Source organism: Pseudomonas frederiksbergensis (genome assembly GCF_035751725.1).
Taxonomy (GTDB): Bacteria; Pseudomonadota; Gammaproteobacteria; order Pseudomonadales; family Pseudomonadaceae; genus Aquipseudomonas; species Aquipseudomonas frederiksbergensis_A.
This window is the reverse complement of the sequence record NZ_CP142104.1, coordinates 4,104,784-4,120,547: the sequence shown is the minus strand read 5'-3', so window position 1 is coordinate 4,120,547 and position 15,764 is coordinate 4,104,784. Positions and strand designations below refer to the sequence as shown.

Sequence of the window (15,764 nt, the reverse complement as noted above, 5' to 3'; positions counted from 1 at the left end):
AACTAAATTATGATGGACGGACGGAATGGATAGATTACGAGTTTTCCTGCTGGGAATGCCTCGCCAGAAAAAACGCCTTATTCAGGTGGTCATGGATGTTTTTCTGGTGTGGATTTCGCTATGGGGATCATTCGTCGTTCGCCTGGGGGTCGAGGACGTTACAGAGCCGGTCAGGACGCATCCATGGTTGTTCTTCAGCGCTCCGTTGATTGCCATTCCGTTGTTTATCCGTTTTGGCATGTATCGGGCCGTCATGCGTTATTTTGGAAACGATGCGTTGATTGCGATCATCAAGGCGGTCAGCCTTTCTGCGCTCCTCCTGGCAGTCGTCGTTTTCTGGTACAGCAATCATCAGACTGTTGTCCCTCGATCCATCATTTTCAACTACTGGTGGCTGAGCATGGTCATCATCGGTGGGTTGCGCCTGTGCATGCGCCAATACTTTATGGGGGATTGGTTCACCGGCGGACAGCACATACCATTTACCAATCGCGACGACGGCCTGACGAAAGTCGCGGTCTATGGCGCCGGTGTGGCGGGGAATCAGCTTGTCGCCGCCTTGCGCCTGGGTAAGGTGATGCGCCCGGTCGCGTTCATTGATGACGATGCAAGCATTGCGGATCGATCGATTTCAGGACTACAGGTCTACAAGCCCAAGCACATCCAGCAAATGATCGATGAAACCGGCGCTCAAGAAATTCTCTTGGCGCTGCCGTCCTCCACCCGCGCCCGTCGTAGGGAAATTCTCTCGATGCTCGAGCGTTTCCCCTTACACATTCGAAGCGTTCCCAATTTCACAGACCTCGCCAGCGGCCGGGTAAAAGTGGACGATATCCAGGAAGTGGATATCGCCGACTTGCTTGGTCGTGACGCCGTACCTGCCCAGCCTGACTTGCTTGAACGTTGTATCAAGGGCAAGACGGTATTGGTAACCGGGGCGGGCGGATCGATCGGTTCGGAGTTGTGTCGGCAGATCTTCTCGCTGGGGCCAACCACGCTTCTGCTGTTCGACCACAGCGAGTTCAACCTCTACAGCATCCTGTCCGAGTTGGAGCAGCGTGTTGATCGAGAGTCTGCTTCGGTGAAATTGTTGCCGATTCTGGGTTCTATCCGCCATCCGGATAAATTGCTGGATGTAATGAAAACCTGGAAGGTGGAAACCGTCTACCACGCGGCAGCGTATAAACACGTGCCAATGGTGGAACACAACATCGCCGAAGGTGTGTTGAACAATGTCATCGGCACGCTGAACACCGCTCAGGCTGCCTTGCAGTCCGGGGTTTCCAACTTTGTGCTGATCTCTACAGACAAGGCGGTGCGCCCAACAAACGTCATGGGCAGTACCAAGCGTTTAGCCGAGTTGACGCTTCAAGCTTTGAGTCGTGAGATCGCGCCTGTGTTGTTTGGCGATAAGGCCAACGTGTCGCGGGTCAATAAAACCCGGTTCACCATGGTTCGTTTCGGCAACGTGTTGGGTTCCTCGGGTTCGGTAATCCCTTTATTCCACAGCCAGATCAAGTCCGGCGGTCCGCTGACCGTCACGCATCCAAAAATCACCCGTTACTTCATGACCATTCCCGAAGCCGCGCAGTTGGTGATCCAGGCTGGCTCCATGGGGCAGGGCGGGGATGTGTTCGTATTGGACATGGGCGAGCCGGTGAAAATCGTCGAGCTGGCGGAAAAGATGATTCATCTATCGGGCCTGAGCATTCGTTCCGAGCGTAATCCCCAGGGTGACATTTCCATAGAATTCACCGGTCTGCGGCCTGGTGAGAAGCTGTACGAGGAACTGCTGATTGGCGATAACGTTGCCGCAACCGAGCATCCCATGATCATGACGGCGAACGAGGATCATCTGCCTTGGGATACGCTGAAGTCCAAGCTCGGTGAGCTGCTCAATGCCGTTGAGAGCGACGATTACGCACGGGTGCGTCAGCTGTTACGCGAAACTGTCCATGGCTATACCCCCGACGGTGAAATTGTCGATTGGGTCTACCAGCAACGTCGCCTTGAACCCTGATTGTTACACACCTCGTAACGTACACACTTTTGACACCCCTTGATGATCGCCTAAGTTTGAGAAGCAGCTTCGGAAAAGCTGCTTCTCTCTCAACGATGTCATGGAGCGTCATTTATGCGTACAGGCTATTTCTACTCTCTGATTTTTGCCTTTCTCACCAGCGCCTCGATTGCTGTTATCGCGGCGCCAGCGGCCAAGCCAGGGACAATGGCCGCACCACAATCGGTGGAACAGTCGGTCCAAACGCAAAGTGCCAAGGTGGATCTGAACGGGGCGGATGCTGCGACGCTGCAGCGCGAGCTGTCAGGGATTGGCAAGGGTAAAGCAGACGCGATTGTTGCGTATCGGGAGAGTAATGGGCCGTTCTCTTCGGTGGACGAGTTGCTGGAGGTCAAAGGGATCGGAAAGGCGATTCTCGACAGGAACCGTGACAAGTTGGAAGTGAATTGATGAGTGATTGAAGGGAGGGCCGGTCGAGTTGACTGGCCTTTTTGCTATCTGGCGGAAGCAATCCGCTGGGAAGCCCGGCATTGGCATGGAAAGTGATTATCAGGATGTTAGCGATTGTTCAACAATCTAAGGGCCCCCCTCAATGACCAATGCTCTTTCCTTGGCCGATCAGATCACGCTTGAGCTACGCGCCGATATCATCGGTGGCCGCCTGATCCCAGGCATGGCGCTCGTCGAAAACAACCTGGTCTCAGCCTACAACGCTTCGCGCAATACCATTCGTGAAGCGTTGCATCGTTTGGGCCAGGAAGGGTTGACCCGTTACGTGCGTAACAAAGGGGTGATGGTTCGCCGGTTGGGTGTCGATGATGTCCGGGATCTGTTCAAGGTCCGTCGTACCTTGGAGTTACAGGCGATTCTCAGCAGCAAACCGCTGAGCGAGTACCAGTCCGACCGTATGCTCGAAGCCCTTGAAGCCGCTGAGCTTGCACGGGAGCGCGAAGATTGGCGCGCCGTAGGGACTCACGGCTTGGCATTCCACCAGCATGTCGTGGGATTGATGCGCAGTCCTCTGCTCGATGAGTTCTTCACCAGCGTGGTCGCACAGCTTCGGTTGGTGTTTTGTTCAGCTCCCGATGACGCGCGTTTCCAGGCGCCGTGGCTCGCCCGTGACCGGCAAATTCATGACTGGTTGGCTGAAGGCAACAGGCAAGCGGCCCACGAAGGCATGAGCCGTTATCTCGACGATTCCGAACAGTTGCTGTTGCATCTGCTGACATCCGCCAACCCTCACTGATCAAAGGATCCGCGCCATGTACAAAGACTACCCAGCCGCCTACCAAGTCAGCAAAGGTTCCGCGCTCCAAGTGGACAAGCCGTTCTACGATCGAATCCGCGCCGAACAGGACAAGCGCACGCTGATCGAGCAGTTCGAAGTACCCATCCGCACTGGCCGCGCCTGGCAAGTGCCGGCGGGGCATGTCTTTCGCGTAACCACGCCGGTCGGCCCGCAGGTAGGAGATTTCAACGTCTGGAATGCCCATGACCCACGAGAGCGTCTTTGGGCCGCGCGCACGCGCCAGCTTCAGGGCGCTCATGTCAGCATCTACGATCGGCTTTGGTCGAATCTGCCATTTCTGCGACCGTTGGTGACGATTACCGATGACAGTCTCGCCGACTATGGCATCGACGAGCACGGCGGGCGTTTGCATGATCTGCTGGGTACACGGTGTGATCCCTACGTAAACAAGATGCTGACCGGTGAGGATTTCCATCATCATTGCCACTCGAACCTGACCCGCGCGGTGTTGCCTTATGGTTTGACCGAGTTCGATGTGCATGATGTGCTGAATATCTTCCAATGCACCGGGCTGAACCATGACGATATGTACTTCATGAAGGCGTGTCCGGCGCAGAAGGGCGATTATCTAGAGTTCTTTGCTGAGATCGATCTGTTGTGTGCGTTATCGACGTGCCCCGGTGGTGATTTGTCGCTGGCGATGTGGGGGCCGGAGGCGCAGGATCCTCTTAGCGTTTGTCGTCCGCTAGGGGTGGAAATCTATCGGTTGGAGGATTCGTTGTTGCAGGGCTGGAGTCAGCCTGAGCGGGCAGCCTATAAGGGGCTGCATGGGTTGCATATTGCCAAGGCGGATTGGGAGAAACAGTAGAGCCAGGGCGCGCCGCTCTTATGGCGAGGGAGCTAGCTCCCTCGCCACCAAAAGCGGGTCAGCGATCCTTGGCTTCCTTCGCATCCATTTCCGCATTGCGCTCTGCAACACGCTTGCGCTGCTCATCCGTCAATTCCACCTTGTTCGCGGTGTCGCGCAGCAGCATCAAACCACCCACGATCGAGCCGATGGCGACGATCAGGATTAACCAGGCATACCAGGGCATAGGGCTCTCCTTGAGGGGGCCTTGGCCAGGCGAGTCTTTCGCTGGCCATTGCCCCTACCACTTATGAGCGAAGACTGTTCGCAGTGGTTCCATACTACGCCGGTTATGCCATGTCCACGTTATAGCCCGGTCAACATCGCATCAGCCGGCGCATCTGCACGCAACTGAGCGGTCATGACGAAGTACACGAAACCCACCGCCATGAACCCCAGGAAGATCAGTCCGATCAGTGCATTGAACCAGGCCATCGCCACCAGGCACACCACCGCCAGGGCCAAGGCGATCCCCGGCACGATCGGGTAGCCCGGCGCGCGGAAGGTGCGCTCCAGGTTGGGCTCGGTTTTGCGCAACTTGAACAGGCTGAGCATGCTCATGATGTACATGACGATGGCGCCGAACACGGCCATGGTGATCATCGCGGCGGTGAGGGTCATGCCGCCGAGGTTGATCAGGCCGTCGCTGTAGATGGCGGCGATGCCGATCAGTCCGCCGGCGATGATCGCCCGGTGCGGGGTCTGGAAGCGTGACAGTTTGGCCAGGGAGGCGGGCAGGTAGCCGGCGCGGGCCAGGGCGAAAAACTGGCGCGAGTAGCCGAGGATGATGCCGTGGAAGCTTGCGACCAGGCCGAACAGGCCGATCCAGACAAGCATGTGCAGCCAGCCGGAGCTTTCGCCGACCACGGTTTTCATGGCTTGTGGCAGCGGGTCGTTGATATTGGACAGGGTGCGCCAATCACCAACGCCGCCGGCGAAGAACATTACGCCCATGGCCAGGAACACCAACGTCAGGATGCCGCTGATGTAGGCCTTGGGGATCGTACGTTTTGGGTCCTTGGCTTCTTCGGCGGCCATGGCCGCGCCTTCGATGGCGAGGAAGAACCAGATCGCGAAGGGGATGGCCGCGAACATCCCGGCGATGGCCGGTGCGCCGAAGACGTCCGAGCCGGCCCAGCCGTTCAGGGCGAAACTGCTGAAGCTGAAGGCGGGCGCGACCACGCCCATGAACACCAGCAGCTCGGCGACGGCGAGTACACAGACGACCAGTTCGAAAGTCGCGGCCAGTTTCACGCCGAGAATATTCAGGCCCATGAACACGATGTAGGCACCGACGGCGGCGTGTTTTGGGTCGAGGGCGGGGAATTGCACGTTCAGGTAGGCGCCGATGGCGAGTGCGATAGCGGGCGGGGCGAAAACGAATTCGATCAACGTCGCCAACCCGGCAATCAACCCGCCTTTCTCGCCAAAGGCCCGACGGCTATAGGCAAACGGCCCGCCGGCGTGGGGAATGGCGGTAGTCAGTTCGGTGAAGCTGAAGATGAAACAGGTGTACATGGCCGCCACCATGAACGATGTCACCAGAAAGCCCAGTGTGCCGGCCACGCCCCAGCCGTAGCTCCAGCCGAAGTATTCGCCGGAAATTACCAGGCCCACGGCAATGCCCCAGAGGTGCAGGGTGCCCAGGGTGGGTTTGAGTTGTGTGTTCATCGGTGGCTCCCCCTCGATAAGTAGCAAAAGCGCTGGGGGAGGGGCAGTGCAGTGGACGTGCCAGTATGGTTTCGGCGGTCGTAAAGGGTGGAATCGTGTCGTATCGGGGATGTTCGCCGCTGGATGGGCAGGGTTTGTGCCCCAGTTCGGAGCGTTGAAGCCTGCGAGGGCTCCTTCGCGAGCAGGCTCGTACATAGCGGGCTCCGACGACCGCCACCTGATTATTTACATTTTCTTTATCCCCCACCCCAACCCTCGATCTCGCACCTTTACACCCTCCCTACCGACAATCCCCCCACACACGGCACGACGCCGTACCACGGAGAAATCCCATGAGTGTTCTGGACGGGGTGTCGCTGCTGCTGGCAGCGGCGCTGTTCATTTATCTGTTGGTTGCGCTGTTGCGCGCGGACCGGGGTTAGGAGCGGCTATGCACGGTTATGACTACGGGCTGATCCTCGGCTTCTTCGCGTTGGTGCTGATTCCGGCGCCGTTCCTGGGGCGTTTCTATTATCGGGTGATGGAAGGCCAGCGTACTTGGCTGTCTCCTATCCTTGGTCCTGTAGAGCGCGGTTGTTACAAGGTAGCTGGCGTCGATCCGACCACCGAGCAGAGCTGGCAGAAGTACACCCTGGCCTTGCTCGCATTCAATCTCGCCGGTTTTGCGTTGTTGTTCACGGTGCTGCTGTTACAGGGGCACTTGCCGCTCAACACTGAAAACCTGCCCGGGATGGAATGGACCCAGGCCTTCAATACGGCGGTCAGTTTCATGACCAATACCAACTGGCAGTCCTACAGCGGTGAAGCGTCCCTCAGTTACTTGAGCCAGATGATCGGCTTGACGGTGCAGAACTTCGTCAGCGCTGCCACCGGCCTGGCCGTGCTGGTGGTGCTGTGTCGCGGGATCGGGCGCAAGTCCGCCGCGACCCTGGGCAATTTCTGGGTCGACCTGACTCGTGCGACGCTCTACGGATTGTTGCCGCTGTGCCTGGTGTTGGCGCTGTTCCTGGTGTGGCAGGGCGTGCCGCAGACCTTGGCGCATTACGTCCATGGCGTAACGATGCAGGGCGTTGATCAGGTAATCCCTCTGGGGCCGGCGGCCAGCCAGATTGCGATCAAGCAATTGGGCACCAATGGCGGCGGCTTCTTCGGCGTCAACTCGGCGCATCCGTTCGAGAACCCGACGGCGTGGAGCAATCTGTTCGAAGTGGCGTCGATCATTCTGATCCCGGCGGCGTTGGTGTTTACCTTCGGCCATTACGTCAAGGACCTGCGCCAGAGCCGGGCGATCATTGCCTGCATGCTTGCCTTGTTCCTCATCGGCGGTGCGACATCGCTTTGGGCCGAATACCAGCCCAATCCGGCCCTCAACGACGCTGCCGTTGAACAAGCCGCGCCGCTGGAAGGCAAGGAGGCGCGCTTCGGCACCACCGCATCGGTGCTCTGGTCGGTGACGACCACGGCGGCGTCCAACGGCTCGGTCAACGCCATGCACGACAGCCTCAACCCCCTTGGCGGCATGGTGGCGCTGATGAATATGATGGTCGGCGAGGTGATCTTCGGCGGCGTCGGCGCAGGGCTCTACGGGATGTTGTTGAACGTGTTGATCGCGGTGTTCCTGGCTGGATTGATGATCGGTCGCACGCCGGAATACCTGGGCAAGAAGCTCGGCGCCCGGGAAGTGCAATTGCTGGTGGTGACATTGCTGGTGATGCCCGTCAGCGTCCTGGTGCTGGGTGCCATCGCCGCAAGCCTGCCCGGCCCTGCGGCGGCGGTGAGCAACCCCGGGCCCCACGGTTTCAGCCAGTTGCTCTACGCCTATACCTCGGCGGGAGCCAACAACGGGTCGGCGTTCGCCGGTTTTGGTGCCAACACGTCATTCCATAACTTGATGCTGGGCCTGGGCATGCTGATTGGTCGTTTCGGCTACATCCTGCCGGTATTGGCGTTGGCCGGCAGCCTCGCGATGAAAAAGCCCGCACCCATCGGCCAGAACAGTTTCCCCACCCATGGCCCGCTGTTCGTGACCTTGCTGACGGTGACCATCTTGTTGGTGGGCGGCCTGACCTTCCTGCCAACCCTGGCCCTGGGTCCGATTGCTGAACACTTGAGCCTGGGTTTCTGAGGATTTGATGATGAACATGCCAATGAGCAAGACCGTCGTCGCCAAGGCGCCGGAGCAAGCCAAAACCAATCTGTCGGCGCTGTGGCGGCCAGCGCTGGTGCAAGCGTTCGTTAAGCTGGACCCACGCCAATTGCACCGCGCGCCGGTGATGCTGGTGGTGGAACTCACCGCGATCCTCACCACCGTGCTGTGCCTGGTTCCCGACAGCGCCGTGCCGACGTTCGTGGCCGCGCAGATCGCCCTGTGGCTGTGGTTCACCGTGTTATTCGCCAATTTCGCCGAAGCCTTGGCCGAAGGGCGCGGCAAGGCCCGTGCCGACAGCCTCAAGGCTGGCAGCGAAGGCTTGAGCGCCCGCCGCCAGACGGCGGACGGTTTTGAGGTGATCCCTGCTACTCGCCTGCGCAAAGGCGATGTGGTGCGGGTCGCGGCGGGGGAGATGATCCCTGGGGACGGCGAAGTGATCGAAGGCATCGCGGCGGTCAACGAAGCGGCGATCACCGGGGAATCGGCGCCGGTCATCCGTGAGTCCGGCGGCGATCGCTCGGCGGTCACCGGCAACACGCGGCTCGTTTCCGACTGGCTGCTGGTGCGCATCACCAGCAATCCCGGCGAGTCTACCCTGGACCGCATGATTGCCTTGGTCGAAGGCGCCAAGCGCCAGAAGACCCCGAACGAAGTGGCGCTGGATATCCTGTTGATTGGCCTGACGCTGATCTTCCTGCTGGTGGTGGTGACGTTGCAGCCGTTCGCCCATTTCGCCAACGGCAGCTTGCCGCTGGTGTTCCTGGTGGCGCTGTTGGTGACGTTGATTCCCACCACCATCGGCGGCTTGCTGTCGGCCATCGGCATCGCCGGGATGGACCGCCTGGTACGCCTGAACGTGATCGCCAAGTCCGGCCGCGCCGTGGAGGCGGCGGGGGATGTACACGTGCTGATGTTGGACAAGACCGGCACCATCACCTTCGGCAACCGCCGCTGCGCCGCGGTCTACGCCGCTGCAGGCGTGAGCGCCAAGGAGTTGGCTGAAGGCGCCTTGTTTGCCTCGCTGGCCGACGACACGGCCGAGGGCAAGTCCATCGTCGAATATCTGCGTGGGTTGCATCCGCAGGCTGAGCCCGCCGCTGAGTTGCTGACAGCCGTGCCGTTCAGTGCTGAAACCCGCTTGTCCGGCGTGGATTATCAAGGACGGGTTTATCGCAAGGGCGCGGTGGATTCACTGTTGAGTTTCATCGGTTTGCCCCGTGATGGGCTGCCCGCCGCATTGGCGCGGGAAGTCGACAAGATCGCCCAGAGCGGCGGCACGCCGTTGCTGGTCTGCGTCGACGGCAAATTGCTTGGCGCCATTCACCTCAAGGATGTGGTCAAGCCCGGCATCCGCGAGCGCTTCGCCGAGTTGCGCAAGCTGGGGATTCGCACGGTCATGGTCACGGGCGATAACCCGCTGACCGCCGCCGCGATTGCCGCCGAAGCGGGCGTGGATGATGTGTTGGCCGAGGCCACGCCGGAGAAAAAACTGGCGCGCATTCGCCATGAGCAGAACGATGGCCGGCTCGTCGCCATGTGCGGCGACGGCGCCAACGACGCTCCGGCCCTGGCCCAGGCCGATGTGGGCATGGCGATGAACGACGGCACCCAGGCCGCGCGGGAGGCGGCCAACATGGTCGACCTCGACAGCGATCCGACCAAGCTGCTGGATGTGGTACAGATCGGCAAGGAATTGCTGGTCACCCGTGGCGCGCTGACCACGTTCTCGATTGCCAATGACATCGCCAAATACTTCGCGATCCTGCCGGCACTGTTCGCCTCGATCTATCCGCAGTTGGGCGTGTTGAACATCATGCAACTGCAGAGCCCGCAGAGCGCAATCCTGTCGGCCATCGTCTTCAACGCCTTGATCATCGTCGTGTTGATCCCCCTGGCCCTGCGCGGCGTGCGGGTGCAGGCAGCGAGCGCTGCGGCCTTGCTGCGCCGCAACCTGCTGATCTACGGCCTGGGCGGGATCGCGGTGCCGTTCGTGGGGATCAAGGCGATCGACCTGTTACTGACGGGGCTGGGGTTGGTTTGAGCCTGAGGACACCCATCAAAGATGTGTTTTCACCTGAGGATTTGAGAATGTTCACCTTGATTCGCCCGGCCCTGAGCCTGTTACTCCTGATGACCCTGATCACCGGCATCGCTTACCCACTCATTGTCACCGGCGTGGCGCAAATCGCCTTCCCGGACCAGGCCAACGGTAGCCTGGTCCATGATGCCGATGGCAAGGTCCGCGGTTCCCGGCTGATCGCCCAGGATTTTGTCGGCGATGGTTGGTTTCACCCACGGCCTTCGGCGGGCGCCTTCGCGACCGTGGCCAGTGGCGCGAGCAACTTTTCTCCGAGCAATCCGGCGCTGGCCACCCGCGTGATCGATGACGCCCATAAACTCCAAGTCCCTGGCCAGGGCGCGGTGCCCCTGGCGCTGCTGACCACCTCCGGCAGCGGGTTGGATCCGCACTTGCCTCCGGCCGCGATTGCCTATCAACTGGCGCGTGTCGCCGCCGCCAGGAATGTGCCGGTGTCGACGTTGCAGCAGTTGCTCGATACCCACACCGAGCAACCCCTGGTGGGCCCGCCGGTGGTGAATGTGCTGGCGCTGAACATGGCCCTGGAAAAACTGTAGAAACCTGAGACTTCATCCATTCCTGAAACAAGAGATCCAGCATGAGCGACTCCGGCCGCGCCGATGCACTATTAGCCAATCTGCCGCGCCACGACCGTGGCCGTCTCAAGGTCTTCCTGGGCGCCGCCCCGGGGGTCGGCAAGACCTTCGCCATGCTGCAAGCGGCCCACGCCCGGTTGCGCCAAGGCACGAACGTCATCGCCGGTGTGGTCGAGACCCATGGGCGCGCCGAGACCGAAGCGCTATTGAATGGCCTGGTGCAGCAGCCGCTGGTGCGTTCGGAGTATCGCGGCGTGATGCTCGAGGAAATGGACCTCGACGGTCTGCTGTCGGCCCGCCCGAGCCTGGTGCTGGTGGATGAACTGGCCCACAGCAACGCTCCTGGCAGTCGCCACGCCAAGCGCTGGCAAGACATCCAGGAATTGCTCGCGGCTGGCATCGATGTCTACACGACGGTGAACGTCCAGCATTTGGAAAGCCTCAACGATCAAGTGCGCGGCATCACCGGCGTACAAGTGCGCGAGACGCTGCCGGACTGGGTGTTGCAGGAGGCCGATGAGCTGCTGCTGATCGACCTGCCACCGCGAGAGCTGCTGGAGCGCCTGCGCGATGGCAAGGTCTACGTGCCAGAGCAGGCGCGGGCGGCCATCGATGCGTTTTTTACCCAGACCAATCTCACCGCATTGCGCGAGCTGGCGATGCAGACCGCGGCGGCGCAGGTGGACGAAGATCTGGCGCAAGGCTATCGGCAACTGGGCCAGTCGGCGCCGGCGGTGCGCGGTCGGTTGCTGGTGGGCGTGGACGGCGACTTGCAGGCCGAACGGCTGGTGCGCCACGCCAGCCGCGTTGCCCAGCGCCGGCATCTGCCCTGGAGCGTGGTGCATGTGGATAACGGCGGGGCACGGGATGAGTCGTCGCGCCAGCGTTTGCAGAGTGCCCAGCAGTTGGCCGAGCGGCTGGGTGGGGAGGTGGTGTCACTGCGCGCCGGGGAGGTTGCCAGGACCTTGATCCAGCACGCCCAGCAACGCCGCGCCACGTTGCTGTTGGTGGGCCAGTCCCGGCGGCGTCTGCGTCGACGATTGTTTGGCGGCGGCCTGGCTTCGCGACTGTTGCGCAATGCCCGTGGCCTGGAAATCAACGTGTTGGACCGCGATGAATCGCCACCGCCCACGCGCCTGAGCCCGAGTACCCTCGCGACCGGTTTCGACTATGCCCTGGCGCTCGCGGCAACGGTGGCTGCCAGCGCCTTGGCCTGGGGCGTCTCAGGGCTGCTGGCGCTGCCGAACATTTCCCTGGTGTTTCTGATGGCGGTGTTGCTGGTGGCGGTTCGCAGCAGCCTTGGGCCGGCGCTGGCGTGTGCCGCGTTGTCATTCCTGGCCTACGATTTTCTGTTTATCCCGCCGAATTTTTCCCTGACGATCCAGCGTGAAGAAGACGTGCTGACGCTGGTGTTTTTCCTGCTGATGGCAGCCCTGACGGGCAATCTCGCGGCTCGCCAGCGTCGTCAGTTGCAAGCACTGCGCGACACCCAGCAGGAAACTGGCGAACTGCTCGATCTGTCACGTAAGCTCACCGCCGCCACGGATCGCCAGGCCGTGATCAGTGCCGCCGTGCAGCACCTCGACAGCGAGGATGACTTGCAACTGTGCCTGCTCAACCGCGACGGCGCCCAGGGTTGGAAGGTCGAGACCGCCGAGCCGTTGACGTTCACCGAGGCCGAGCGCGCCGCCGCGGACTGGTCCTGGCAACACGACCAACCGGCCGGTGCCGGTACCGCGACGTTACCGTCCGGGCGCTGGTGGTGGTGGCCCTTGTCGAGCGAGGGCGGCCCGCTGGGGCTGTTGGGCGTGTGCCCGAAGGATGGCAAACCCTTGAGCGGCCAGCGCCGTCGCTTGCTGGCGGCCCTCAGCCAACCGCTGGCCCAGGCGCTGGCGCGGGCGCAACTGGCGCAGGATCTGGAAGCGGCGCGCCTGCACGGCGAAACCGAACAGCTGCGCAGTGCCTTGCTCGCGTCTGTCTCCCATGATTTGCGCACGCCGCTGACGTCCATGCGCGGCAGCATCGACAGCCTGCTGGCACTGGGCGAGGCGATCCCGCTGGACGACCGCCGCGAACTGCTCGAAGGCACTCGCGACGAGGCCGAGCGCCTGGATCGTTATATCCAGAACCTGCTGGACATGACCCGTCTCGGCCATGGCGCGCTGAAGCTGGCGCGCGATTGGGTGTCGCCCGCCGACATCGTCGCCAGTGCGTTGAACCGCCTGCGGGCGGTGCTGGCACCGCTGGCGGTCAGGGTCGAGGTGCCGGTCGGCTTGCCGTTGCTGTATGTCCACGCCGCGCTGATCGAACAGGCCCTGGTCAACGTGCTGGAGAACGCCGCGCGATTTTCCCCGGCCCACGGGCGATTGCTGCTCAGCGCCGAGGCGACGGCGGAAGAAATCCTGTTCGCCGTGGCGGATGAAGGGCCGGGTATCCCCGAGCAAGAGCGGGAAAAGATTTTCGACATGTTCTACACCGCTGCGCGCGGCGATCGAGGCGGGCAGGGCACCGGACTGGGATTGGCGATCTGCCAGGGCATGGTCGGGGCCCATGGCGGGCGGATCAGTGTTGATGACGGCCTCGACGGTCGCGGCACCTGCATCACGCTGCACCTGCCCTTGCAGGCACAACCGGGGATGGACGATGAAGCCTGACCGGCGCTGCGTTATGCTCGCGCCACTTGATTACGATGAACGGACCTCATGAGCCAGAGCGCGACCCTTTTGGTCATTGACGATGAACCGCAGATCCGCAAATTTTTGCGCATCAGCCTGGCCTCTCAAGGCTACAAGGTGCTCGAGGCCGAGACGGGGGCCGAGGGCTTGGCCCAGGCGGCGTTGAACAAGCCGGATCTGTTGGTACTCGACCTGGGCCTGCCGGACATGGACGGCCAGCAGGTATTGCGCGAATTTCGCGAGTGGTCGACGGTGCCGGTGCTGGTTCTCTCGGTGCGCGCCAGCGAAGCGCAGAAAGTCGAGGCGCTGGACAACGGCGCCAATGACTACGTGACCAAGCCTTTTGGCATCCAGGAGTTCCTGGCCCGCGTGCGTGCGTTGCTGCGCCAGGCGCCGACAGGCGAGGCGGCGCCGGCGGCGCTGACCTTCGGTCCGTTGACGGTGGACCTGGCTTATCGCCGGGTCCTGCTGGACGGCACCGAAGTGGCCCTGACCCGCAAGGAGTACGCGGTGCTGGCGCAACTGGCGCGGCATCCGGGACGCGTCATCACCCAGCAGCAATTGCTCAAGGACATCTGGGGCCCGACCCACGTCGAAGACAGCCATTACCTGCGCATCGTCGTCGGTCACCTGCGCCAGAAACTCGCCGACGATCCGACCCGGCCTCGGTTTATCGTGACTGAAGCGGGGGTGGGGTATCGGTTGTTGGAAGAGGGTGGCGCTTGATTTGACGCTGTTGTGGCGAGGGGATAAATCCCCTCGCCACAGGAAATCCAAGCGACTTCAATTCTGCTCACTCTCATACCGATCCAACGTATCCCGGGCAATCTCCCGTCCCAGCGCGATCAGTTCCGGCGCCTTGTAGAACTCGAAGAACCGGCACACCCGTTTTGGCACGTTGATCAGCACGTCCGGTGGATAACCGGCAATCTTGTACTGGGCGAGCGAGGTCTGCATCACCTCGAAGCTCTGGTTGATCAGATCCAGCAGCGACGCGGGCCCGACGTTATCGATGATGAACGAGCCGGTGGCGGATTTCGGCGCCCCATCGCTCTCTGGCGCGGCGGCGGGTTGTTGGCCTTCCGGCTCAGCGGATTCGATCCAGGGGTTGATATCCGCGGCTTCGGCTTTCAGCGCTTCCTGTTCCAGCAACAATAATTGCTCGGCCTGTTTGCGGCGAAATGGCAACCGTGACCCGAGGGAACTGACCAAGGTGTCGAAGCGACGCCGGAACGCGGCGGGGCGCTGGATGACAGGCAACCGGTATTGCTTCTGGTTGGTGGCGTTGAGGTTGACCGCAATGATCAGGTCGCAATGGCTCGACACCACCGGCACGATCGGCAGAGGGTTGAGCAGGCCGCCATCTACCAGCATGCGGTTGCCTTGCATCACCGGGGTGAACAGGCTGGGAATGGCCGCCGAGGCGCGCATTGCCTGGTGCAGGCAACCTTCCTGGAACCAGATTTCCTGTTGGTTGGTCAGGTCGGTGGCGACCGCCGTATAGGGAATGCGCAGTTCTTCGATGTTGAGCTCGCCGACAATCTTGCGGATCTGCCCGAATACCTTCTCGCCACGAATCGCCCCGAGACGAAAACTGACGTCCACCAGCCGCAACACGTCCAGGTAATCGAGGCTTTCGATCCAGTTGCGGTAATCCTCGAGCTTGCCGGCGGCGTAGATGCCGCCCACGACGGCGCCCATGGAGCAACCGGCGATACAGGCAATGTCGTAGCCGCGCCGTTCGATCTCCTCGATCACTCCGATATGGGCATAGCCCCGGGCGCCGCCCGAGCCCAATACCAATGCGACACGTTTTGTCATGAGGTGGCCTCTCGTCGAACAGACGTCAACAATGCACTGATCGACGGCCCGGCTCAAATCGTTGTGGCGTGAACGTCGTTTTTTGACACGCCACGACGGCATTTGCGTATTCTCGTCCACACTTGAATATACCGGTGGCGCCGAGGCACTTTTTCCCGGCGAAACCGTCTTACCAGCACGACTGTTGACCTGACTTGAGGTGTTATCGATGAAAGCCCGGATCTGCCTGCCCTTGGTGGCATCCCTGATGGTTCTGGCCCTGGCCGGTTGTGCCGGCAAGACCGCGTACCGCGACAGTTGTGGCAGCCAACTCGACAGCGCATGGCGCGAACTGGACTTGGCCAAGGCCGAAGGTTTCGCCGGTACCGTGAGTTATTCCAAGGCCCTGTCGTTGCTGACCGGCGCCAAGACCCAACAGCAATTCGAAGCGTTCGAGGGCTGCACCAAGAAAGCCGAAAAGGCGCGCTTCTACATTCGCGAATCCCGCGCAGGACGATAAACACAGCGGCGCGCTTCGAGTTGCAAGCGGCAAGAGGACGGTACGCATCGCCCCCACTTGCGGCTCGCGACTCGAAACTTGATGCTGCGTATGGAGTACG

The 15,764-nt window shown here is 61.3% G+C and carries 14 protein-coding genes; 11 read left to right on the top strand and 3 right to left on the bottom strand.

Going from position 1 to position 15,764, the window contains the following annotated elements; all coding sequences use genetic code 11:
- Positions 1–25 precede the first annotated feature (25 nt).
- From VQ575_RS18285 to VQ575_RS18270, 4 genes are all read left to right on the top strand, one after another.
- Positions 26–2,020 (top strand): polysaccharide biosynthesis protein, encoded by a 1,995-nt coding sequence (locus VQ575_RS18285; protein ID WP_325918159.1) that lies wholly within the window; start codon positions 26–28, stop codon positions 2,018–2,020.
- 114 nt (positions 2,021–2,134) lie between these two features.
- Positions 2,135–2,470 carry a ComEA family DNA-binding protein gene (locus VQ575_RS18280; protein ID WP_045155433.1) on the top strand — a complete coding sequence of 112 codons (336 nt, stop codon included), beginning with the start codon at positions 2,135–2,137 and terminating at the stop codon, positions 2,468–2,470.
- A gap of 142 nt (positions 2,471–2,612) precedes the next feature.
- On the top strand, positions 2,613–3,266 hold the full coding sequence (locus tag VQ575_RS18275) for a GntR family transcriptional regulator (protein ID WP_045155434.1): 654 nt from the start codon (positions 2,613–2,615) through the stop codon (positions 3,264–3,266).
- A gap of 16 nt (positions 3,267–3,282) precedes the next feature.
- Entirely contained in the window at positions 3,283–4,137 is an 855-nt protein-coding gene (locus tag VQ575_RS18270) for an urea carboxylase-associated family protein (RefSeq protein ID WP_325918157.1), read from the top strand.
- A gap of 58 nt (positions 4,138–4,195) precedes the next feature.
- Here the strand turns inward: VQ575_RS18270 and VQ575_RS18265 are convergent, their stop codons facing one another.
- The gene (locus VQ575_RS18265; RefSeq protein WP_080942495.1) at positions 4,196–4,363 is read right to left on the bottom strand and encodes a DUF2897 family protein; all 168 of its coding nucleotides are present in this window, start codon (positions 4,361–4,363) and stop codon (positions 4,196–4,198) included.
- A 119-nt stretch (positions 4,364–4,482) separates the two neighbouring features.
- Positions 4,483–5,847, bottom strand: a complete 1,365-nt coding sequence (eat, locus tag VQ575_RS18260; RefSeq protein ID WP_325918155.1) for an ethanolamine permease — start codon at positions 5,845–5,847, stop codon at positions 4,483–4,485.
- Positions 5,848–6,179: 332 nt separating this feature from the next.
- On the opposite strand from eat, the gene kdpF reads away from it, so the two are divergent.
- From kdpF to VQ575_RS18230, 6 genes are read left to right on the top strand one after another with little or no spacing between them, the layout of a single operon-like run.
- The gene (gene kdpF / locus VQ575_RS18255; protein ID WP_325918153.1) at positions 6,180–6,269 is read left to right on the top strand and encodes a K(+)-transporting ATPase subunit F; all 90 of its coding nucleotides are present in this window, start codon (positions 6,180–6,182) and stop codon (positions 6,267–6,269) included.
- 8 nt (positions 6,270–6,277) lie between these two features.
- Complete coding sequence (gene kdpA, locus VQ575_RS18250) at positions 6,278–7,972, top strand: potassium-transporting ATPase subunit KdpA (protein ID WP_325918151.1); 1,695 nt, start codon at positions 6,278–6,280, stop codon at positions 7,970–7,972.
- A 10-nt stretch (positions 7,973–7,982) separates the two neighbouring features.
- Positions 7,983–10,037, top strand: a complete 2,055-nt coding sequence (gene kdpB / locus VQ575_RS18245; RefSeq protein WP_325918149.1) for a potassium-transporting ATPase subunit KdpB — start codon at positions 7,983–7,985, stop codon at positions 10,035–10,037.
- 47 nt (positions 10,038–10,084) lie between these two features.
- Positions 10,085–10,630, top strand: coding sequence for a potassium-transporting ATPase subunit KdpC (gene kdpC, locus VQ575_RS18240; RefSeq protein WP_039588879.1), 546 nt, complete (start codon positions 10,085–10,087; stop codon positions 10,628–10,630).
- A 41-nt stretch (positions 10,631–10,671) separates the two neighbouring features.
- Positions 10,672–13,323 carry a sensor histidine kinase gene (locus VQ575_RS18235; RefSeq protein WP_039588880.1) on the top strand — a complete coding sequence of 884 codons (2,652 nt, stop codon included), beginning with the start codon at positions 10,672–10,674 and terminating at the stop codon, positions 13,321–13,323.
- 48 nt (positions 13,324–13,371) lie between these two features.
- Positions 13,372–14,070, top strand: a complete 699-nt coding sequence (locus VQ575_RS18230) for a response regulator (RefSeq protein WP_039588881.1) — start codon at positions 13,372–13,374, stop codon at positions 14,068–14,070.
- A gap of 57 nt (positions 14,071–14,127) precedes the next feature.
- Here VQ575_RS18230 and VQ575_RS18225 read toward each other — a convergent pair whose 3' ends face one another.
- Positions 14,128–15,165 (bottom strand): patatin-like phospholipase family protein, encoded by a 1,038-nt coding sequence (locus VQ575_RS18225; RefSeq protein WP_039588882.1) that lies wholly within the window; start codon positions 15,163–15,165, stop codon positions 14,128–14,130.
- Between the two features lie 208 nt (positions 15,166–15,373).
- Between VQ575_RS18225 and VQ575_RS18220 the strand changes: the two genes are divergently transcribed.
- Complete coding sequence (locus tag VQ575_RS18220) at positions 15,374–15,664, top strand: hypothetical protein (protein WP_039588883.1); 291 nt, start codon at positions 15,374–15,376, stop codon at positions 15,662–15,664.
- Positions 15,665–15,764 lie beyond the last annotated feature (100 nt).